The organism is Pseudomonas sp. Cab53 (genome assembly GCF_018325965.1).
GTDB lineage: Bacteria > Pseudomonadota > Gammaproteobacteria > Pseudomonadales > Pseudomonadaceae > Aquipseudomonas > Aquipseudomonas chlororaphis_E.
This window is the reverse complement of record NZ_AP021902.1, coordinates 3,220,302-3,240,024: the sequence shown is the minus strand read 5'-3', so window position 1 is coordinate 3,240,024 and position 19,723 is coordinate 3,220,302. Positions and strand designations below refer to the sequence as shown.

General features: G+C 62.6%; 20 protein-coding genes. 6 read left to right on the top strand and 14 right to left on the bottom strand.

The features are described from left to right. The first annotated feature begins 85 nt into the window (after positions 1-85). From gnd to KI241_RS14075, 3 genes are read left to right on the top strand one after another with little or no spacing between them, the layout of a single operon-like run. The gene (gene gnd / locus KI241_RS14085; protein WP_212802609.1) at positions 86-1,066 is read left to right on the top strand and encodes a phosphogluconate dehydrogenase (NAD(+)-dependent, decarboxylating); all 981 of its coding nucleotides are present in this window, start codon (positions 86-88) and stop codon (positions 1,064-1,066) included. Further along, positions 1,063-2,583, top strand: a complete 1,521-nt coding sequence (zwf, locus tag KI241_RS14080; RefSeq protein ID WP_042730461.1) for a glucose-6-phosphate dehydrogenase — start codon at positions 1,063-1,065, stop codon at positions 2,581-2,583. The genes gnd and zwf overlap by 4 nt, the downstream gene beginning before the upstream one ends. Beyond that, positions 2,580-3,401 carry a Cof-type HAD-IIB family hydrolase gene (locus KI241_RS14075; protein ID WP_123579098.1) on the top strand — a complete coding sequence of 274 codons (822 nt, stop codon included), beginning with the start codon at positions 2,580-2,582 and terminating at the stop codon, positions 3,399-3,401. Before zwf ends, KI241_RS14075 begins: the two co-directional genes overlap by 4 nt. Before the next feature lie 111 nt (positions 3,402-3,512). Here the strand turns inward: KI241_RS14075 and nhaB are convergent, their stop codons facing one another. The 3 genes from nhaB to KI241_RS14060 form a co-directional block, all read right to left on the bottom strand. After that, a complete protein-coding gene (gene nhaB / locus KI241_RS14070) occupies positions 3,513-5,015 on the bottom strand; it encodes a sodium/proton antiporter NhaB (protein WP_212802608.1) in 1,503 nt (500 codons plus the stop codon). Positions 5,016-5,107: 92 nt separating this feature from the next. Beyond that, positions 5,108-6,397 carry a delta-60 repeat domain-containing protein gene (locus KI241_RS14065; protein ID WP_212802607.1) on the bottom strand — a complete coding sequence of 430 codons (1,290 nt, stop codon included), beginning with the start codon at positions 6,395-6,397 and terminating at the stop codon, positions 5,108-5,110. A 183-nt stretch (positions 6,398-6,580) separates the two neighbouring features. After that, on the bottom strand, positions 6,581-6,847 hold the full coding sequence (locus KI241_RS14060) for a hypothetical protein (protein ID WP_003181216.1): 267 nt from the start codon (positions 6,845-6,847) through the stop codon (positions 6,581-6,583). A gap of 342 nt (positions 6,848-7,189) precedes the next feature. On the opposite strand from KI241_RS14060, the gene KI241_RS14055 reads away from it, so the two are divergent. Next, on the top strand, positions 7,190-8,515 hold the full coding sequence (locus KI241_RS14055; protein ID WP_042730465.1) for a sigma-54 dependent transcriptional regulator: 1,326 nt from the start codon (positions 7,190-7,192) through the stop codon (positions 8,513-8,515). A 67-nt stretch (positions 8,516-8,582) separates the two neighbouring features. Here the strand turns inward: KI241_RS14055 and KI241_RS14050 are convergent, their stop codons facing one another. The 9 genes from KI241_RS14050 to KI241_RS14010 all read right to left on the bottom strand — a co-directional run bounded on the left by KI241_RS14050 (position 8,583) and on the right by KI241_RS14010 (position 16,873). Beyond that, positions 8,583-9,866 carry a transporter gene (locus KI241_RS14050; RefSeq protein ID WP_042730466.1) on the bottom strand — a complete coding sequence of 428 codons (1,284 nt, stop codon included), beginning with the start codon at positions 9,864-9,866 and terminating at the stop codon, positions 8,583-8,585. Between the two features lie 45 nt (positions 9,867-9,911). Next, the gene (locus KI241_RS14045) at positions 9,912-10,658 is read right to left on the bottom strand and encodes a hypothetical protein (RefSeq protein WP_212802606.1); all 747 of its coding nucleotides are present in this window, start codon (positions 10,656-10,658) and stop codon (positions 9,912-9,914) included. A gap of 57 nt (positions 10,659-10,715) precedes the next feature. After that, the gene (locus KI241_RS14040) at positions 10,716-11,396 is read right to left on the bottom strand and encodes a C39 family peptidase (protein WP_042730468.1); all 681 of its coding nucleotides are present in this window, start codon (positions 11,394-11,396) and stop codon (positions 10,716-10,718) included. A 172-nt stretch (positions 11,397-11,568) separates the two neighbouring features. Beyond that, positions 11,569-12,567 (bottom strand): hypothetical protein, encoded by a 999-nt coding sequence (locus KI241_RS14035; RefSeq protein ID WP_047738745.1) that lies wholly within the window; start codon positions 12,565-12,567, stop codon positions 11,569-11,571. 62 nt (positions 12,568-12,629) lie between these two features. Beyond that, positions 12,630-13,208, bottom strand: coding sequence for a hypothetical protein (locus tag KI241_RS14030; protein WP_047738743.1), 579 nt, complete (start codon positions 13,206-13,208; stop codon positions 12,630-12,632). 1 nt (position 13,209) lies between these two features. Further along, positions 13,210-13,656 (bottom strand): hypothetical protein, encoded by a 447-nt coding sequence (locus KI241_RS14025; protein WP_047738741.1) that lies wholly within the window; start codon positions 13,654-13,656, stop codon positions 13,210-13,212. 295 nt (positions 13,657-13,951) lie between these two features. Further along, the gene (locus KI241_RS14020) at positions 13,952-14,491 is read right to left on the bottom strand and encodes an AAA family ATPase (RefSeq protein WP_042732648.1); all 540 of its coding nucleotides are present in this window, start codon (positions 14,489-14,491) and stop codon (positions 13,952-13,954) included. Beyond that, positions 14,488-15,051: a nicotinamide riboside transporter PnuC gene (pnuC, locus tag KI241_RS14015; RefSeq protein WP_042732649.1), complete on the bottom strand. Its 564-nt coding sequence runs from the start codon at positions 15,049-15,051 to the stop codon at positions 14,488-14,490. Before pnuC ends, KI241_RS14020 begins: the two co-directional genes overlap by 4 nt. Before the next feature lie 187 nt (positions 15,052-15,238). Then, positions 15,239-16,873 carry a methyl-accepting chemotaxis protein gene (locus tag KI241_RS14010; RefSeq protein WP_047738740.1) on the bottom strand — a complete coding sequence of 545 codons (1,635 nt, stop codon included), beginning with the start codon at positions 16,871-16,873 and terminating at the stop codon, positions 15,239-15,241. 274 nt (positions 16,874-17,147) lie between these two features. Here KI241_RS14010 and KI241_RS14005 point away from each other — a divergent pair, with 274 nt between their 5' ends. After that, complete coding sequence (locus KI241_RS14005) at positions 17,148-17,978, top strand: undecaprenyl-diphosphate phosphatase (RefSeq protein ID WP_042732651.1); 831 nt, start codon at positions 17,148-17,150, stop codon at positions 17,976-17,978. Continuing rightward, on the top strand, positions 17,975-18,391 hold the full coding sequence (locus KI241_RS14000) for a DUF1294 domain-containing protein (RefSeq protein ID WP_212802605.1): 417 nt from the start codon (positions 17,975-17,977) through the stop codon (positions 18,389-18,391). Before KI241_RS14005 ends, KI241_RS14000 begins: the two co-directional genes overlap by 4 nt. Positions 18,392-18,394: 3 nt before the next feature. On the opposite strand, the gene KI241_RS13995 is transcribed toward KI241_RS14000, so the two are convergent. Further along, positions 18,395-18,748 (bottom strand): MmcQ/YjbR family DNA-binding protein, encoded by a 354-nt coding sequence (locus tag KI241_RS13995; RefSeq protein ID WP_053145102.1) that lies wholly within the window; start codon positions 18,746-18,748, stop codon positions 18,395-18,397. Beyond that, positions 18,745-19,653 (bottom strand): LysR substrate-binding domain-containing protein, encoded by a 909-nt coding sequence (locus KI241_RS13990; protein WP_053145100.1) that lies wholly within the window; start codon positions 19,651-19,653, stop codon positions 18,745-18,747. The genes KI241_RS13995 and KI241_RS13990 overlap by 4 nt, the downstream gene beginning before the upstream one ends. Between the last annotated feature and the right edge of the window lie 70 nt (positions 19,654-19,723).

Below are 19,723 nucleotides of genomic sequence, written 5' to 3'. Positions count from 1 at the left end.
TGCAGCAATGCTCTGGACTAACCCCCAACTGTCTTTTGAGCTAAACCTTTGACTTACCTTTATTTGTAGTAGGGAGCATCAGCACATGCAACTCGGGATTATTGGACTGGGCCGCATGGGCGGCAATATTGCGCGGCGCCTGATGCTCAATGGGCACACCACCGTGGTCTACGACCGCAACGCTGCGTTCGTCGAAAATCTCAGCCAGGAAGGCGCCACTGGCGTCGCGGACCTGCCAGCGCTGGTGGCCGCCCTTGAGGCGCCAAGGGCGGTCTGGGTCATGCTGCCGGCCGGTGCGCCGACCGAAGACACCATTACCGTGCTCAGCGGCCTGCTGGAGCCGGGCGACGTGATCATCGACGGCGGTAACACGTACTACAAGGACGACATCCGCCGGGCCCACGCCCTGCTGGAGAAGGGCCTGAACTACATCGACGTCGGCACCTCCGGCGGCGTGTGGGGCCTGGAGCGCGGCTACTGCATGATGATCGGCGGTGACGCCGAAGTGGTGAAGCGCCTGGACCCGCTGTTCGACAGCCTGGCGCCGGGCATGGGCGATATCCCACGGACTCGCGACCGCAAGTCCGACGACGACCGTGCCGAACGCGGCTACATCCACGCGGGCCCCGCGGGCGCCGGGCATTTCGTCAAGATGATCCACAACGGCATCGAGTACGGCATGATGCAGGCCTTTGCCGAAGGGTTTGACATCCTCAAGACCAAATCCAGCGAAAGCCTGCCTCCAGAGCAGCGTTTCGACTTGAACGTCTCCGATATCGCCGAGGTCTGGCGTCGCGGCAGCGTGGTGTCGTCCTGGTTGCTGGACCTGACCGCCGACGCCCTGGCCAGCGATCCGAAACTCGATGGCTTCTCCGGCGAGGTCGCCGACAGCGGCGAAGGGCGCTGGACCATCGAGGCCGCCATCGAGCAGGCGGTGCCGGTGCCGGTGCTCTCCAGCTCGTTGTTCGCCCGTTTCCGCTCGCGCCAGCAGAGCACCTATGGCGACAAGATGCTCTCGGCCATGCGCTTCGGCTTTGGCGGCCACGTGGAGACACCGAAAAAATGACCGCGATCGGCAGCAAATCCAAGGCAGAACCTGCACCGCCGACCACGTTGTTCCTGTTCGGCGCCCATGGCGATCTGGTCAAGCGCCTGCTGATGCCGGCGCTGTACCACTTGAGTCGTGACGGCCTGCTGGGAGATGGGCTGCGGATCGTTGGAGTTGACCATAACGCCATCAGCGATGCGGACTTCGCCAGCAAGCTGGAGGCGTTCATTCGCAGCGAAGCGGCGAGCAAAGGCGGCGACGCCGAACACGCGCTCGACCCGCAGCGCTGGGCCAGCCTGGCGCAAGGCATCAGCTACGTGCAGGGTGACTTTCTCGATGACAGCACCTATGACGCGCTGGCGGCGAAAATCGCCGCCAGCGGCACCGGCAACGCGGTCTTCTACCTGGCGACCGCGCCGCGCTTCTTCAGCGAGGTGGTCAGCCGCCTCGGTGCGGCCGGGCTGCTTCAGGAGCAGCCGGATGCGTTCCGGCGCGTGGTGATCGAAAAGCCGTTCGGCTCCGACCTGCGCACCGCTGAATCGCTGAATGCCTGCCTGCTCAAGGTCATGAGCGAAAAACAGATCTACCGGATCGACCATTACCTGGGCAAGGAAACGGTGCAGAACATTCTGGTCAGCCGTTTCTCCAACAGCCTGTTCGAGGCGTTCTGGAACAACCACTACATCGACCACGTCCAGATCACCGCGGCCGAAACCGTCGGCGTGGAAACCCGTGGCAGTTTCTATGAACGCACCGGCGCCCTGCGGGACATGGTGCCCAACCACCTGTTCCAACTGCTGGCGATGGTGGCCATGGAGCCGCCGGCGGCCTTCGGCGCGGATGCGGTGCGGGGCGAGAAGGCCAAGGTCGTGGGTGCGATCCGGCCGTGGTCGGTGGAGCAGGCCCGCGCCAACTCGGTGCGCGGCCAGTACACCGCCGGTGAACTGGGCGGTAAGGCGGTCAACGGCTATCGCGAAGAAGCCAACGTGGCGGCCGACAGCACCACCGAAACCTACGTCGCCCTCAAGGTGATGATCGATAACTGGCGTTGGGTGGGCGTGCCGTTCTACCTGCGCACCGGCAAGCGCATGAGCGTGCGTGACACGGAAATCGTCATTTGCTTCAAGCCGGCGCCTTATGCGCAGTTTCGCGACACCGACGTCGACGAATTGCAACCTACGTACCTGAGAATCCAGATTCAGCCCAACGAAGGCATGTGGTTCGACCTGTTGGCCAAGCGGCCCGGCCCGGCCCTCGACATGGCAAACATAGAATTGGGCTTTGCCTACAAGGACTTCTTCGAAATGCAGCCGTCCACGGGTTACGAAACCCTGATCTACGATTGCCTGACGGGCGATCAAACGCTGTTCCAGCGTGCCGACAATATTGAAAATGGTTGGCGCGCGGTGCAGCCGTTCCTCGACGCCTGGCAGCAGGACGCGACGTTCCAGCCGTACAAGGCCGGGGAAGACGGGCCGGCCGCGGCCGATGACCTGCTGACACGCGATGGTCGCGTCTGGCACGGCCTCGGATGAGCGAGCCGTTGAAACGCCCCATCCGCTTCCTGCTCAGTGACATGGACGGCACTCTGTTGCTGCCCGACCACAGCCTCAACCAACGTACCATCGAAGCCGTGCGTTCTTTGCGCGAGGCCGGCGTGTTGTTCAGCCTCGCCACCGGTCGGCCGCCCCGGGCGATGCTGCAATACATCGAGGCCCTGGGTGTCGACCTGCCCACCGCGGCGTTCAATGGCGGCACGCTGGTGCATCCGGACGGCAGTTTCCTCGCGGTGCACTACCTGCCGCCCGAGGTAGCGCGGACCACCCTGGCGTTGTACGCCGATCAGCCTGGCATTGAGGCCTGGGTATTTGCCGACGGCGATTGGCTGGTGCGCGATGCCCACGGGCCGATGGTCCCGGTGGAAACCCGCGGCCTGGGCTATCCGCCGGTGCAGGTCGAGAGCTTCGAGCCTTACCTGGAACGCATCGACAAGATCGTCGCCACCAGCGCCAACACTGATTTGCTGGTGGAGCTGGAGGCGCGCCTGCACCCGCTGCTCAACGGCCAGGCCCAGGTGTCGCGTTCGCAGCCGATCTACCTGGACGTCACGGCGCTCAAGGCCAACAAGGGTGAAGCGTTGGCGACACTGGCCGATTTCCTCGGCGTGCCGCTGGAGCAGACCGCCGCCATGGGCGATGGAGGCAACGACCCGGCGATGTTCCATCGTGCAGGCTTGTCGATTGCCATGGGGCAAGCGGAAGAAGCGATCCGGCGCCAGGCCGATGTCGTCACCGCCGCCAACACCGAAGACGGTGCGGCCTTGGCAATCGAACGCTACATCCTGCCCCGATAACCCCAAGCACACTTGTGCGAGCTTGCTCGCGAAAAGGGTGGGGCAGTCGATGAAGGTGTCGACTGGCCCACCGCCTTCGCGGGCAAGCCCGCTCCCACAGTCTTTCTTCAGTTACAGCCAGTAGGTCACTGCATACCAACCCAGCCCGCCCATTACCACGGTATAGGGCAGTGCCATCCAGACCATGCGGCCATAGGACAGGCGAATCAGCGGGGCAATCGCCGAGGTCAGCAGGAACAGGAACGCGGCCTGGCCGTTGGGGGTGGCGACGCTGGGCAGGTTGGTGCCAGTGTTGATGGCCACCGCCAGGGTTTCGAACTGTTCGCGGCTCATGTGGCCAGATATGAAGGCCTGCTTCACTTCGGTGATGTAGATGGTTGCGACGAACACGTTGTCGCTGATGGCCGATAGCAGGCCGTTGGCGATGAACAGCATGCCCGGTTGCTGGTCGGCGGGCAGGGCCAGCACCCATTGGATCAAGGGCGTGAACAGTTGCTGGTCATGAATGACCGCCACCACCGCAAAAAACACCACCAGCAGTGCAGTGAACGGCATGGCGTCCTTGAATGCATTGCCAAGACGGTGCTCGTCGGTGATGCCGGTGAACGCAGTGATCAGCACGATCACCATCAGGCCGATCAGGCCGACTTCAGCGATGTGCAGCGCCAGTCCTACGATCAGGATCAGCGCGGCGATGCCCTGGACGATCAGCGCCGCCCTTTGGCGTGAGGTGCGCTCGCGGTTGTCCTGCTCGGCGTAGTCGGCCAGCACCGCCCGCACGTTATCCGGCAGCAATGTGCCGTAGCCGAACCGGCGCAGCTTTTCCAGCGCCACGCAGGTCACCAGCCCGGCAACCAGCACCGGCAGCGAGACCGGCGCGACCTTCACGAAAAACTCGACAAAATGCCAACCCATCTCATGGCCGATCAACAGGTTCTGCGGCTCGCCCACCAGGGTGCAGACGCCGCCCAGCGCGGTGCCGACGGCGCCATGCATCAGCAGGCTGCGCAAGAAGGCCCGGAACTGCTCGAGGTCTTCGTGGTGCAAGGTAGGCAGGGCGTGGTCTTCATCGACGCTGCTGTCCTGGCGCGGATCGTTGCCCGAGGCCACGCGGTGATACACCGAATAAAAGCCCACCGCGGCGCTGATGATCACAGCGGTGACGGTCAGGGCATCGAGAAAGGCCGACAGGAACGCCGAGAGAAAGCAGAACATCAGCGCCAGCAGCGCCTTGGAACGCACGCCCAGGAGCAGGCGTGAGAACAGGAACAGCAGCAGGTCTTTCATGAAATAGATGCCGGCCACCATGAACATCAGCAGCAGGATGACCGGAAAGTTGTGCAGCAGTTCGTCGTACAGCGCCTTGGGCGTGGTCATGCCCAGCAGCAGGGCCTCGACCAGCAGCAGGCCACCGGGCATCAGCGGGTAGCACTTGAGGGCCATGGCGAGGGTGAAGATGAATTCCACCACCAACATCCAGCCGGCAACGACCGGGCCCAGCGTCCACAGCACCACGGCGTTGAGAATCAGGAAGGTGATGATGCACGCCTTGTACCAGCGTGGGGAATGCCCCAGAAAATTGTGCGCGAAAGCCTGAGCCATTGGACCGGACATCGGCTGCTCCTTTTAATTAGAAGCGCGCAACTTGCCGTAACACATGCGCAATATCAAGCGCAGAAGCAAATGTCCTTCAAATGCGACGGGGCTCAGGCCCAATACCGGGCCACCACCGCACGGTAGCTGCCGTTGAGTGAATAGCCGCCCACCAGGATTTTTCCGTCGGGTTGCACCGCCAACCCGGTCGCGGTGTCCAGGCTGTAGCCCAAGCGCGTGCGAACCCAGCCGTTGCCTTCGCCGAAATCCGGGTCGAGGCTGGCGTCCGGCAAATGCCGGGCCAGTACGAAGTCGGCTTCGATACCGCCGAGGGTGGCGCCGGCGGTCAACAGTTTTCCATCCGCCTGGACCTGGGCAGCCGTCCATTGGCTGGCGCCGCGACCGATTTCCAACAGTCGGCATTGGCCCTGGTTGCTGTGGTGATCCGGTACGCCATCGCGGCACACTTTCAGGGACAGGCTGTGCATCGGGTCGCGACTGCTGCCAAACGCCTGCAGGTCGCCGTTTGCATGTTCGACGATCTGGCTGACCATCACGCTGTGGTCCTGGGCCAGGATGGACAGGAAGCCTGCGTCGCCAAAGCCGCTGTCGAGGTTGCCGTGGGTGTCGTAGCGCGCGATCAGGCCATGCTGGGGCAGGTCGATGGCCCCGCCGACGAGGATGTGGCCATCGGCCTGGAGCGTCAGGCAGCCCAACCAGGTGTTTTTCAGCAGGCGGCGGACCATCACAAAGCCGCGTCCGTTGAAGGTATTGTCCAGTTCGCCATCCGGTAGGAGTCGGATCAGCACGCCGACATGGTCGGACAGTTGGAAGTGATGATTGGCCAGCAGGAGTATCCGGCCATCGGCCTGCACTTGCATGTCACAGGCTTCAAGGCCGGGCACCCCCGGCGGTAGCCAAGGGTCGCGCAGGCCTTGGGAAAGGTTGCCGCACAGCCGGACGATCCGTCGGCCGGCGTTGCCGAATCCAGGCACGGCGCGGCCTTGCCGATCGAACAACGCCAGGGCGGGGAGGGTGTGGTCGTTACTTTCGTAGTGCAGGCCGCAGAGCAGGATCTGTCCGTCGGGCAACTCGATCACTTTGCCTGCGGTGGCGTCGAAGCCGTTCTCGAACGAGCCGATCACGCTGCCGCCCGTCCCGAAGCCCGGATCGGTGGAGCCGTCCTGGTTGAGGCGGGCGAGCCCGAACCGGGTGCCCTGGGCGGTCTCGACCCGGGCGGCTACCAAGGCCCGACCGGCGCGGTCCAGGGTCAGCCCGGTGAGCAGGCTCGACGTACTGCCCTCGAAATGAACCCAGGCTTTGCCGTTGTCGGCAAAGCCTGGGTCAAGTTGCCCTGCGTGAGCCGCAGCCTTGGAAAACGCCAATGCGGATTGATCGGGCATGCATGCCTCTCCTTGTGCGTCGAACGCCCCGAAAGGGCGACGACGGCATGAAGGCAACATTCAAACCCTGAATGTGAAAGTGCACAACTGTCAGGTCCAGCAGATGCAGGGGCGTTTCGTGCCATAACGATGGCTTTCTGATCCAGTGCCAAGCCTGCCACCATAAATAGCGCTGGCTGCGAGTTATTCCGGCATGGACCAGGACTGCAACTTATAGCCTTCCTGGCTCAATTCGGCGCGGGCTTGTTTCAACAAGTTGGCCAGTTGGGCCGGGTCGGTATAGGCACTGCTTGGAATCTGGGTGCGACCGATGTGGGTATTGGTGCGGTCGATGACGGTCAGGCTGAGTTCGCCGTTACCGTCTTGTGGGGCCCAGGCCACGCACTGGAAGGGACGGAATGCGCGGTCGGCAATCAAAAGAGCTTCGTTGATACGGAGCGGGGCGTTCATGGCGTCTTCTCTTAAAAGGTGCCCAATCAAATGATGTGCCGGCGGTTGGGCGTACCGTGCGGCTGGATACTTGTACTGATGTTCCGAACCCGGGGGCGGGTCACACAATTGTTGAATAAATTTCGATTTTCTTTCAGACCCGGCGTTATGGCTTTTGTTTGAAAGCGTGGTGAAAGAATTAATGACGGATTCGTTAATTAGAATCGCGCTTATAACCAGTTTTGTGCGGTTTCGATAATCAATTGATACAAGGGTGTGTCAACTTCTTGCTACTGTTACATGCAGGTTTGCCAAACGACTGTTTCTAATCACATTTCCTTATTTTGGCGCCAAGGATCAGTCATGCTCGAAGCCAGTACGTCGCGTCGTCTGCTCGTGGTTGATCCCTGCGACGATTGTCATCGTCTATTGCCCGGCCTTCGGTCCATCGGCTGGGACGTGGACAGCTGTGCCCTCGAACACGCCGGCGATCGCACCTGTGATGTCGGCCTGTTGCGATTGCAGCCGTTTCACTTGGAGCGCCCGGAAGCGGTCAAGGAATTGATCAGCCGCAGCGGGGCCGAATGGATCGCCGTGCTCAACCAGGAAGTGTTGCGCCTGCAGAACGTCGGTGACTTTGTCTGCGAATGGTTTTTTGACTTCCACACCTTGCCCTTCGACGTCTCCCGCGTGCAGGTCACCCTGGGGCGGGCGTTCGGCATGGCGCGGTTGCGTGGGCAAGGTTCGATACACATCGACCAGCCTGAACATGAATTGCTGGGTGATAGCAAACCGATCCGGGAACTGCGCAAGTTGTTGGGCAAGCTGGCGCCCACCGAGTCTCCAGTGCTGATTCGCGGCGAGAGCGGCACCGGCAAGGAGTTGGTCGCGCGCACCCTGCATTTCCAATCCCACCGACGCAACAAGCCCTTCATTGCGATCAACTGCGGGGCCATTGCGGAACACCTGATCCAGTCCGAGTTGTTCGGCCATGAGAAGGGCGCTTTCACCGGTGCGCACCAGCGCAAGATTGGGCGAATCGAGGCGGCCCATGGCGGCACCTTGTTTCTCGATGAAATTGGCGACCTGCCGCTGGAGTTGCAGGCCAACTTGCTGCGCTTCTTGCAGGAGCGGCACATCGAGCGGGTCGGTGGCAGCCAGCCCATCGCGGTGGACGTGCGGATCCTGGCGGCCACCCATGTGGACCTTGAAGCGGCCATCGGGCTCAAGCGGTTTCGCGAGGACTTGTACTATCGCTTGAACGTGTTGCAGGTGGTCATGGCACCGCTACGCGAGCGCCATGGCGACCTGGCGATGCTGGCCAGTCATTTTTCCCATTTCTATAGCCAGGAAACCGGGCGCCGGCCCCGCAGCTTCAGCGAGGATGCGTTGGTGGCGATGGGCATGCATGACTGGCCCGGCAACGTGCGGGAGTTGGCCAACCGGGTCCGGCGCGGGCTGGTGCTGGCCGAAGGGCGACAGATCGAGGCCCATGACCTCGGCCTGGCCAGCCCCCAGGGGGTGGTCGCCCCCATGGGCACCCTCGAAGACTACAAGACCCGTGCCGAGCGCCAGGCATTGAGTGACGTGCTCAATCGCCACAGCGACAACCTCAGCGTCGCGGCCAGGGTACTGGGCGTGTCCCGGCCAACGTTCTATCGGTTGCTGCACAAGCATCAGATCCGCTGAACCCTCCCGGAACCTATAGGCGATAGGCAGTGGGAGCGCGCCTGCTCGCTTCCACTGGGGACACTACCTAGAAGTAATACGGAAATTTCAGGCTGAAGGTGAAGTCCGGCGCGTCGTCGGTGAGCCCGATGGACAGGTTCGGCACGATGGTCAGGTTGTCGGTGGCGGCGACGGTCATGCCGATGTTGAAGTAGCCGGCGTTGGCGTCACTGGAGACCACCGATTGCCAGTCCCCGCCGTCCTCCTTGAGCTTGCTTTTCTTCTGGATCAGGTCCGAGACCGAGAACGACATGCTCATCTTCTCGTTCAGGGCAAAGGCGATGCCGGCGCCGATCTGGAAGCTGTCGCCGATGCGCACCTTGCCCGGGGTCTTCTGGTTGACGGTGGAGCTGATGTCGTCGAACGATTCTTCAAGGTTGTGCGTATAGGACAGGCTGCCGAACAGCACCGCCGGGTCGTAGGTCTTGACCAGCGAGAGGCCCGGGGTGATCGACCAGACGCCGTTGCCGGTGGGCAGGTCTTCAGGCACGAACAGGTTGGTGTTGGCCTGGGACTGGCGCAGCTTGATGCCGAACGGATCCTTGCCGGTGGGCGCCTTGACCCGCAGGGTGACCACGGCGTCGGGGCTGTTGACCGACTCGTCCATGAACTTGTAGGCGATGCCGAAGTTGACGTCACCGATAGTGGGGTCGCGGGTCACGGTTTCTTCGCTGGTCACACCGGCCGCGCCTTGATTGGCCCCACCCGACTGGTAGGTGGACTCGCGGTAGATCACCGGTACATTGAGGTCGAACTGCCAGCGATTGTCGAAGTTGTAGCGCCCGGTGAGGTCCAGCGTCCAGGTGTCGGCCTTGATCCGGTCGAGGTTGATGTTGCCCAGGAATATCGAATCCAGTGCCAGGAAACCATTGAGAATCAGTTGCCGGGTGTCGTAGCGCGAGTAAGTCACGCCGGTCTCGAAACTGAACTTGCCGCCGCCGAAGAAGCCGCTGGCCTCGTCATAGAGGTTGGAGACGCTTTGCGCCGGTTGCGAGTCATCGGCCAGGGATTGACCGTAGCCACTGCCGCCGGCGGTCGTCGCACCGTTGCCGGCCACGCTCTGATTGCCCTTCATGTCGGCCGGCGACTTGGCCAGGCGCTTGGGTTGTGGGGCGGCGGGCTGGTCCTCCACCTGGCGCACCCGCTGTTCGAGCACCGCCAGGGCCTTTTGCTGGACCTCGTACCGTTGCTTGAGCTCGAGAAGTTCCTGTTTCAGGGCCTCGATGTCCGCATCCGGCGCCGCGTGTAGCAAGGTTGCCGGGAACAACGTGCTCAAACACATCACAGCGCGCAACGATACGGATCGATACATGAAAATGTCGTCCCTATTTGCCCAGTGGTTGAAAGGCAGCGTAGTTCAATAACCGAGGTTACGCAGGCCACGCAATTGGGTCAGGTTGCAGTCCAGCGCTCCGGCGCTGGGGCCGTTGTTGTTCAGCACCACGTTGAGCTGGGTCATGTTGCTGACCAGGTTGCTGTTGCCCAGCAGGCGGGTGTTCTGCAACAGCCCGCCCTGGGCGACTTGTTGCAGGCTGCTGCCCTGGTTGTGACTGGCCTGGATCGCCATCTGCACGCCACTGCTGGTGGCCGTGACCGCGACGCTGCCGGCGGCGTTGCTGCCGCTGATGGTCTGGCCGCGCGTCAGCAACTGGCCCTGGGCGGGTGCCAGGGCAGGTGCCTGGCTGCTCTCCTTCACATTGATGTCGACGTTGTTGTACGCGGTGTTGCCGTCGCCGGCAGCGCGTACGCTCTGGGTCACGCCCTGGCCCGTGCCAAGGCCTGCGCCACCGGTGATGTTGCCGCCGCCCTGGTCCGGGACGCTGCCGTTGCCGGTCTGCTTGATGGTGGAGACGTAGAATTCGGGCTTGATGGTGGCGGCCTGGATCTGCATCGAACTGCTGGCGCCGATCAGGTCGCCACTGGCGTTGCGCCAGGTGCTGCTCATGACGATGCCAAAGCTGATGATCCGGCCGGGCATGACATACCGGCCGCGCAGTTCGGCAAGCTCCTGATCCTTGACTTCGATGGGTTTGAATCCGGCATAGGCATGGGCCGGGACTGACGCGGCCAGGCAGGCCAGCGTCAGCCAATGTGACGTTTTCATGTACTGCTCCCGGAGCGTCCTGCTCCTTATTGTCGTTATGTTGGCGTTGGTCGGCGATTAAAAGAAGTCGCTCTGTATGAAGCCGAAATCCATCAGTTCTGCATCCCTGACCGGGTTGAACCCGTCCAGCTTGTTACGTGCCGTCAGCGGTTGCGGAGGGCTGCGCAACGCATTGGTCTTGTCGTAGCCTGGCCCGACGATGGCAAAGACGATGCCGTTCCAGCCCTTGACGAAATCTTCCTGGGCGTAGCGTTTATGGCCCAGCACCGGGTCGGCGATATAGACCCATTGCTTGTCGGCGCGCTGCAATACCACGAAGTGCTTGTAGCCGCGTATTTCCATCAGCACCACCACCGGAATGGTCACCGCTTCGAGTTTTTCGGGCGGTATCCGGTAGCCTCGGGCGCGCATCCCGATGGTTTCCACGTAGCGTTTCATGTCGAGCATGGAAAACCCCTGGGTGCGGACCAGGTTCTGGTCGGCATTGACCAGCATGCCCTTGATGACGTGTTCTTCATCGACATCCAGCCAATAGGCCTGGCGCAGTACCGTGGCCAGCGCGGCGGCACCGCAGCTGAAATCGGTTTTCTGCTCGACGATGTCGCTGAATTTGCGCTCGCGCACGCTTTGCACCGGCTTGAAGACCAACATGCCGCCAGGCAGGGCGGCCACCGGCATCTGCGCGGCCTCAGCCACGCAAGCCATGCAAAGCAGCAGGGAAAGGGCCATTGCACGCATGATCGATACGCCTGGGGAGTCGTGGAAAAAAAGCCCCGTTCGTGGACAACGCTATTGGCTCAAGGTCTTTGTGAACCCTGTGGCCAGGGAGCAAGCTCCCTCGCCACGGGCCCATTTCAAATCCCGTGAATGGCTAGCACGACCGGTTCCGGGGGCTTCATTTCATGCGCATCTACATGCAAGCCTTGCAGCCGGCGGCAATGGACAGCGAGTTGCTCTGCTGGTTACCCACGCCGGCCGACACGTTGGCGCCACCGTTACCGGAGAAGCCGTTCATGGAGTTGCTCATGGTGGCGTTGTTGATCACAGGGTTTTTCCAGCCATCGCGGGTCAACACCTGCTGGGTGTTGCTGCCGGCCAGGTCGAAGGTGCCCACGGCGCTGAACTTGAACTTGTCGTCGTCGTGGCCGCCGCCATAACCGCCGCCCTTGTTGTCCCAGCCGCCATGATTGTCGTCTTCGGCGGTGCCGCTGCCTTTTGCCTTGAACGTACCGGAGGCGCTGTAGGTGCTGGTGAGGGTGTCGGTCTTGTAGGTCCGCACGCCTTTGTTGTCCACTTCCAGGCCGGTGGAGGTCTGGTCGGCCGACGCCGAGGCTTGGGCGACGCGACCGCCGGAAACGGCGATGGCCAGGTTGTTTTTCTGTTGGTTGAAGTTGCCGGCGGTTACGTTGATGCCGATGTTGCCGGAGCCGTTGTTGCCCGCGTTGGTGAGCGAGGCATTGTTTTGGGTGGAGTTGTTCTTGACGTAGTTGTTGTTATTGACCTGGGTAGCACTGGACATGGCGACGGCCGAGCCAAAGATGAAGCTTTCGTCAGCGGTGGCCAGGGCGGCGGCATTGTCCTGCTGGTTACCGTCGCCACCTGCGACGTTGGCGCCCATGTTGCCGTTGCTGCCATTGAGCGAGTCCTTGGCGTCAGCGGTGTTGCGGGTGGCCTGGTTGGTCACCACGTTGCCGTCGCTGTTCTGCTCGTCCAGCACCGTAGCCCCAGCGCCGGCACTGATGGAGAGCATTTGATCCAGCGTCGGACCTTGTTGGCCATGGTTGCCATGGCCGTGCCCATTGCCATGTCCATTGCCGTGATTGTTATCGTTACCGCCAGCCTGCGCGGCCATGGCCATGACAGCGGCGAGAGCGAAAACCAATGGTTTGAGTGCCATTGTAGGTTTCATAGTGTTTCTCCTTGCGTGTCGTTGGTTAAGTGTCGGTACTTTCTTATGCACACTGCGCCGGGTCAGTCAGCGACCCGGATGCTCAGGGTGTTGGCCATGTGGTTCCCCACCCCGGCACTCTGGTTCACCTGAATCACCCCTCGGCTGCCGGTGAAGGCCTGGTCGCTGGTTACGACCTGGCGACTGCCGGTTGGGGCGCCAGTTGCTCCTGAGTTCGGTAGCAACGCCACGTTCTGTTGGGAAAGGGCGCTGTCATCAATGCTCTGCGGGTGGGCACTGATGCCCACTCGCATGACATTGGCCATCTGGTTGTTGGCCCCGGCGGACTGGTTGACGCCCAGCACGCCGTCGCCATGGGTGAATGCGTTGCCGCCGATACGGGCGGTGGCGTTCATGTTCGGGTTGGCCGGCGTGTCGAGACGCTGGCGTACGGTGGTGGTGGCCTGGGCGTCGGTGCCAATGGCAATGGCCCGGGTATTGGTCTGCTGGGTCTGGTCGCCGGCCGCCTGGTTGATGTTGAGGTTGCCGGTGTAGCGACTGCCGGAGTCCTGCAGATTGGCGCTGTTGACCACCGCCACGCCTGGGTCGGCAAGGGCGATGGAGGAGCCGAGCAAGGCCAGCAGGCAAAGGACGGGCTTCATCTCATTGGCCTCCCGCCAGCCGACCCAATGGGGCCAGGCCGGAGCTGAGCGAGCGGTTGATGGTGCCGGAGATCGCGCCGCCGCTGCCGCCGCCGTGACCGGCACTCATGCCGGGCATGCCGTTGGGGTTGGTCACCACGTTCAGGCCCTGCATGCCGGTGTTCGGGGTGACGGTGCCGCGGATCGACGAGCCGCTGGCGACGCTGGCGAACTCGCCATCGCTCAGCTCGGTGCTGGTGGTCACCTGATGGATTCGTTCGGATGGGTTGGCATTGACGGTGGTCGGGTAGGGGTCTTTGCCGCCATTGCGACCGATGGGAATGGGTTGCACGTCACGGCTGAGCACAATGACGCCGTTGCCTTCGGCCTGCACCGGCGGGCTGAGGGTTGCGCTGGTGGCGCAGCCGATCAACAGCAGACAGGTCAAACTTCTTTCGAAAGTCCCCACGACGGCGATTCCTTCTTCGGTGGGCTGGCCCTGGTCCAGCGTTGCGAAGTGGTGCAGAGCAGGTGTTGTGCCGTGTTTTGAAACGGCTTTGGATTCAATGGGTTGTCGTCAGCGAAGCGGCACGGCGGAGGGCAGCTGTTTCAGCGCTGAGACAATGCCCGTGTCCATCAGGCTGCGTCCCGCTGTCCCAGGGCTCTGGATCCAGCCTTTCAGCGGGGTGTTTCAGCGGCTTTACAACCCTGATGACCGTTGGATGAAGCGGCTTTGCAGGCGGGGTTGGCGTGGGGGAGGTGTTTCAGGGATGCAACACATCCGGGTGGAGCAACTGGGTTACGACGGCGAAAACCCGTTCCTGGCGTTGCGCCCAGTTGCCTTCGATCAACTGGTAGGGCTGCCCATGGCGAACCAGCCAATGCTCGATCGCCTCGAAAAAGGCCATGCGTTCGGCGAGTTCCGGCTGGCAGCGCAAGCCGTCGCCGGTCCATTCGACCTGCTCGGGGCTCAGCAGCAGGTGCAGGTCGTAATGGCGGCTCAGCAACGCCGGTTCGAGCCAGGTCGGGCAATCTCCGAACAGGGTCTGGCTCCAGAGGATGTTGCTCAGCAGGTGCGTGTCGAGGATCAGCAGCGCCGGCTGGCGGGCTCGGGCGGCGTCCTCCCAGGCCAGTTGCCCGGTGGCGATCTCGGGGATGTCGGCCAGGCAGGTGTCGCGTGGGTTCTGCTCCATGAAATGGCGGACATACTCGTCCACCCGCAGGCCGCCGAAGTGCGTCTGCAACTGCTCGGCCAGCCAGCTCTTGCCGCTGGATTCCGGGCCCGTCAGCACGACCACTTTCATGCGCGCAGCGCCGGGTCGGCACGCCATTCCCGCCAGCCTTGCACGGCCAGGAGGGTGAACAGCGCGTACAAGGCGGCGGTCAGGTACAGGCCCTTGTAGATGAACAGGGCGACGAAAATGCAGTCCAGGGCGATCCACAGCGGCCAGCATTGCACGCGTTTCTGCGCCATCCACCACTGGGCCACCAGGCTGAAACCGGTCAATGCGGCGTCGAGCCAGGGCTGCGCGGCGTCGGTCCAGTGGGCCATGGCCGCGCCCAATACCAGGCTTCCCGCCGCACCGATGCCCAGGCCTAGCCACACCGACGGCGCTTGCAGGCGCGTGACCTGACGGCCTTCATGGGCCTGCCCGGCGCGGGTCCATTGCCACCAGCCGTAGAGCTGCAGCACGGCGTAGATCACCTGCAGCAACATGTCGGAATACAACTTCACGTCGTAGAAAATCCAGCTGTACAGCAACACCATGACCAGGCCGATCGGCCAGCACCAGGGGTTCTGCTTGACGGTCAACCAGACAGCGATCACACCGAGGGCCGCGGCAAACAGTTCGAGCCCGGACATGGTGGTTCCTTGGGGAAGTGGAAGAGGGCGGCGATTGTAAACGGTATGGCGGGGGCAGCTCCAACTTCAATGCTGGAGCGTTCGCGAGCAAGCCCGCTCCCACAGGTTGATCCTTGGCGGACACAGGATTTGTGCTCACCGTAGATCCCTTGTGGGAGCGAGCTTGCTCGCGAAGACGGTCTACCGGTTAAACGCGGAACTGCGTGAGCAATCCGTTCAATTGCTCACTCAACGCCTTGAGCCGGGTGCTCGCCAGGCTCGACTGTTCGGCGGCCACGGCGGTGCTGTGGGACAGGCCGGCAGCCTGGGTGACGTTCTGGTTGATGTCTTCCACCACATGGGCCTGTTGCAAGGTCGCGCTGGCGATGGAGGCGTTCAGGCTGTTGAGGTTGCGCAGGGCCTGGCCGATCGCGTTGAGGCTGGCGCCCGCCAGGCCGGCCTGTTCGATGGTCAGTTGCGAGGCCCGGCTGCTGTCGCTGATGACCTTGACCGCGGCTTCGGAATGGTTCTGCAAGCGCTCGATCATCGCCTGGATCTCGGCCGTGGATTTCTGCGTGCGTTGCGCCAGCAGCCGCACTTCATCGGCCACCACCGCAAAACCGCGGCCCTGTTCGCCGGCGCGGGCGGCCTCGATCGCGGCGTTGAGGGCCAGCAGGTTGGTTTGCTCGGCAATCGAACGGATCACCTCCAGGACGCTGCCAATCTGGGTGCTTTCGCTGGCCAGGGTGCGGATCACCTCCACCGCCTGGTCGATGGTCTGGGACAGTCGATCGATCTGCTGCAAGCTGCCGTCGATGTTCACCTGGCCCTGCTGCGCCTGGGATTCGGCGTCGCGCATTTCGCTGGCGGCATGTTCGGCGTTCTTCGCCACGTCCTGCACGCCATAGGTGACCTGGTTGATCGCCGTGGCCACCAGTTCCATTTGCTGCGACTGCTGCTGGCTGCGTTCCTGGGCCTGTGCGGCGTCGCTGCCCAACTCGTTGGAGGATTGCCCCAGGGCACTGGCCGAGGCCTGCAACTGGCTCACCACCTGGCGCAGCTTGGCGGTAAAGGCGTTGAAGTGCCGGGCCAGTTGCGTGACTTCGTCCTGGCCGTGGGTGTCGAGGGTGCGGGTCAGGTCGCTTTCGCCGCTGGCGATGTTCGCCATGGCGTTCACCGTCTCCTGCAAGGGCCGCACGATGCTGCGCACGATCAGCGTCAACAGCACGGCCATGATCAGGGTGATCCCCAGGCCGACCAGCGACGCCTTGATCAACTGGGCGCGGAATTCCGCGGCCACGTCGTCCACGTATACCCCCGAGCCGATCACCCAGCCCCAAGGCTCGAACAGTTTGACGTAGGAAGTCTTGCCCACCGGGGCATCGGCGCCCGGCTTCGGCCAGAGGTAATCCACCATGCCCGCGCCCTTGGACTTGGCGATGGCGACCATTTCGTTGAACAGGGCAAAACCGTTCGGGTCGCGGATCGCCGAGAGGTTCTGGCCTTCGAGTTTCGGGTTGGTCGGGTGCATGACCATGACCGGCGTCAGGTCATTGATCCAGAAATAATCGGTGTCGTTGTAGCGCAGGCCGCGCACGGCGCTGAGCGCCTGTTTCTGTGCCGCTTCGCGGGTCAGCGTGCCGGCGGTTTCCAGGCCATGGTAATAGCTCAGCACGCCACTGGCGGTCTGCACCACGTGCTGGGTCTTCTGTACCTTGGCCTGGTACAGATCGTAATGGATCTGTTTGAGCATCAAGGCGCCCAACGTGAACAGCATCACGATGGCCACGACCAGGATGAGCCATAAGCGTCGGCTGATCGACACATTGCGCAAGCTATTCATACGCTGTCACTCCAGTTTTCTTATTCTTGTCAGCAACGACCGGCGGGGCTCGAGCATCCGTCGGTATCGCCTGACTTTTCTAACCCCATAACGCGGCAGCGTTATTCGGGCTTGTCTGATAGGATTTCGGCCCCGCGGCGCAAAACCTGAGCCTGAGTTGATGTTTCATTGGTTTTTTTTGAGCGGTCGCAGTTATCGTGCACCCGCTGCGGGCACCTGCCTGACACTTTAATTTTGATGAGACCCTGGCAGACAGGGCTTTTTTGGGGGATGAATGGATTTGTGGACCGCCTTTTCGGCACTGATTCTTGGCGTGGTAGAAGGCTTGACGGAGTTCCTGCCGATTTCCAGCACCGGGCACCAGATCGTGGTCGCCGACTTGCTGGACTTTGGTGGCGAGCGCTCCATGGCGTTCAACATCATCATCCAGCTCGGCGCGATCCTGGCGGTGGTCTGGGAATTCCGGCAAAAAATCTTTGACGTCGTGCTGGGCTTGCCGACCCAGCCGAGTGCGCGTCGGTTTACCGCCAACCTGCTGATCGCCTTCTTGCCGGCGGTGGTGCTGGGCGTGTTGCTGGCCGACTGGATTCACCATTACCTGTTCAACCCGATCACGGTCGCCGCGGCGTTGGTGGTGGGCGGCCTGGTGATGCTCTGGGCCGAGAAGCGTCAGCATCGGGTGCACGCCGAAACGGTAGACGACATCACCTGGAAGGACGCCTTGAAGGTTGGCCTGGCCCAGTGCATCGCGATGATTCCCGGCACCTCCCGTTCCGGCGCCACCATCATTGGCGGGTTGCTGTTCGGCCTCTCGCGCAAGACCGCGACCGAGTTCTCGTTCTTCCTGGCAATGCCCACCATGGTCGGCGCCGCCGTCTATTCGGGCTACAAGTACCGTGAATTGTTCGTCCCGGCGGATTTCCCGGTGTTTGCCATCGGCTTCGTCACCGCGTTCATCTTCGCCATGATCGCCGTCAAGGCCTTGCTGCGTTTCATCGCCAGCCACAGCTACGCGGTGTTCGCCTGGTACCGGATTGCCTTCGGCCTGTTGATCCTGGCCACCTGGCAGTTCGGTTGGGTGGACTGGTCTGCCGCCCAGCCATGAACGATTCAGGCACCCGCAAGCGCACCACCAATGGCGCGGTCCAGCACTGGCGGCTCAAACTGGTGGTGTTCGCGTTGCTGTGTGCCTTGCCGCTGTTCGGCTCGCTAACGCTGGCGCTGCGGGCGGAGTCGTGGGTGCCCCTGGTGGCCTATGGCGTCGTCAGCGCAGTGGCGTTCGTGCTGTATTGGCGCGACAAGCGCAAGGCTCGCGCCGATGCCTGGCGTACCCCGGAAAACGTGCTGCACGCCGTGGAACTGGCGGGCGGTTGGCCCGGTGCCCTGTTGGCCCAGCAGGTGTTCCGCCACAAGACCCGTAAGGTCTCGTTCCAGTTGGTGTTCTGGTGCATCGTGCTGTTGCACCAGGTGTTCTGGGTCGACCAGTTGTTCCTGGGCGGCCTGTTGCGGCGGTTCTGAGCGTCAGTCCATCAGCAGGCCAACCTGGACGCGCTTGGGCAATTTACTCACCACCAGTTGATGGGAGCGCCGGATCAGACTGCGCAGTTCGTCGTCGCCCAGTGGGTAGGGCACCTCCATGATGATCCACTGGGCCCGCGCCAGGTACGGAGCGGGGTGGATGCCCGGCCGATCGCAATGGCCGAGGAACAAATCCTTGTCGACCTTGAACGCCAGAGAATCGCTGCGCAGGCCTTGCAGGGCGAACATTTTGTTGCCGGCGATGGAAAACACCCGCACGCCGCCCCATTTGTAATCTTCTCGCGCACCGGGCAAGCCCAGGCAGAACGCCGCGACATCCTCTTCGCTCAAACTCATATCATTCGTTCCCCACAAAGCTCGAAGGCTTCCACCAGATGATCGATCCACGCGCGCACTGCCGGTAGCATGCCGCGCCGATGAGGGTAGACCGCCTGGAGCCAGCCGTCCGGCGACGACCAGCCAGGCAACAGTTCGACCAGTCTGCCGTCCAGCAACTCCTGCTCGCAATACATGCTGGGCAATAAAGTGAAGCCCAGGCCGGCGAGGGTGCAGGCGCGCCGCACGATGAAATCGTCGATGCCCAGGCGCGCCTCCAGGGTCAGCTCGGCGCTTTGGCCATCGGCCTTGAGCAGGCGCATGTGCACCAGGCGATCGGCTTCCAGTGCCCCAAGCACCGGCAGCTGCTTGAGGTCCTCCGGGGTGTTGACCCGGCGTCCTTCGATCAGCGCAGGGCTGGCGACCATCAGCAGCCGCGCCTGGCGCAGTCGGCGGGTCATCAGCAGCGGGTCTTCGTCGCCGATGTCGCGCACCCGCAGCGCCACATCGATGCCCTCGCTGACCAGGTCGACCCGGCGGTTGACCAGGATCATTTCCAACTGGACCTGGGGGAATTTCGCCAGGAAGGCGCTGATCACCCCCGGCAGGATCTGGTGGGCCAGGCCGACCGGGCTCGACACCCGCAAGCGTCCACGGGGTTCGCTCGACATGCTCGCCACCGCCTCGTCGGCCATTTCAGCTTCCAGCAACATGGCCTGGCAATGGCGCAGGTAGCGTTCGCCGACCGCCGTCAGCTTTAGCTGTCGGGTGGTGCGCTGCAGCAGGCGGGCGTCGAGGCGTTCTTCCAGCTCGGCAATGCGCCGCGACAGGCGTGACTTGGGGATACCCAGGGTGCGGCCGGCGGCAGCAAAGCCGCCAGCTTCGACAACTTTGGCGAAATAGTACAAATCATTGAGGTCTTGCATGTTCGGCGCTCTATTGTCCTGCCAGTAGGACGAACTATCGCATCAATGCAGTCTTATCGACTATTGGTTT

Bases quoted from the DNA above. Each gene is read 5' to 3' on its own strand.
- gnd (WP_212802609.1), top strand. From the start codon at position 86: ATGCAACTCGGGATTATTGGACTGGGCCGCATGGGCGGCAATATTGCG.
- zwf (WP_042730461.1), top strand. From the start codon at position 1,063: ATGACCGCGATCGGCAGCAAATCCAAGGCAGAACCTGCACCGCCGACC.
- KI241_RS14075 (WP_123579098.1), top strand. From the start codon at position 2,580: ATGAGCGAGCCGTTGAAACGCCCCATCCGCTTCCTGCTCAGTGACATG.
- nhaB (WP_212802608.1), bottom strand. From the start codon at position 5,015: ATGTCCGGTCCAATGGCTCAGGCTTTCGCGCACAATTTTCTGGGGCAT.
- KI241_RS14065 (WP_212802607.1), bottom strand. From the start codon at position 6,397: ATGCCCGATCAATCCGCATTGGCGTTTTCCAAGGCTGCGGCTCACGCA.
- KI241_RS14060 (WP_003181216.1), bottom strand. From the start codon at position 6,847: ATGAACGCCCCGCTCCGTATCAACGAAGCTCTTTTGATTGCCGACCGC.
- KI241_RS14055 (WP_042730465.1), top strand. From the start codon at position 7,190: ATGCTCGAAGCCAGTACGTCGCGTCGTCTGCTCGTGGTTGATCCCTGC.
- KI241_RS14050 (WP_042730466.1), bottom strand. From the start codon at position 9,866: ATGTATCGATCCGTATCGTTGCGCGCTGTGATGTGTTTGAGCACGTTG.
- KI241_RS14045 (WP_212802606.1), bottom strand. From the start codon at position 10,658: ATGAAAACGTCACATTGGCTGACGCTGGCCTGCCTGGCCGCGTCAGTC.
- KI241_RS14040 (WP_042730468.1), bottom strand. From the start codon at position 11,396: ATGCGTGCAATGGCCCTTTCCCTGCTGCTTTGCATGGCTTGCGTGGCT.
- KI241_RS14035 (WP_047738745.1), bottom strand. From the start codon at position 12,567: ATGAAACCTACAATGGCACTCAAACCATTGGTTTTCGCTCTCGCCGCT.
- KI241_RS14030 (WP_047738743.1), bottom strand. From the start codon at position 13,208: ATGAAGCCCGTCCTTTGCCTGCTGGCCTTGCTCGGCTCCTCCATCGCC.
- KI241_RS14020 (WP_042732648.1), bottom strand. From the start codon at position 14,491: ATGAAAGTGGTCGTGCTGACGGGCCCGGAATCCAGCGGCAAGAGCTGG.
- pnuC (WP_042732649.1), bottom strand. From the start codon at position 15,051: ATGTCCGGGCTCGAACTGTTTGCCGCGGCCCTCGGTGTGATCGCTGTC.
- KI241_RS14010 (WP_047738740.1), bottom strand. From the start codon at position 16,873: ATGAATAGCTTGCGCAATGTGTCGATCAGCCGACGCTTATGGCTCATC.
- KI241_RS14005 (WP_042732651.1), top strand. From the start codon at position 17,148: ATGGATTTGTGGACCGCCTTTTCGGCACTGATTCTTGGCGTGGTAGAA.
- KI241_RS14000 (WP_212802605.1), top strand. From the start codon at position 17,975: ATGAACGATTCAGGCACCCGCAAGCGCACCACCAATGGCGCGGTCCAG.
- KI241_RS13995 (WP_053145102.1), bottom strand. From the start codon at position 18,748: ATGAGTTTGAGCGAAGAGGATGTCGCGGCGTTCTGCCTGGGCTTGCCC.
- KI241_RS13990 (WP_053145100.1), bottom strand. From the start codon at position 19,653: ATGCAAGACCTCAATGATTTGTACTATTTCGCCAAAGTTGTCGAAGCT.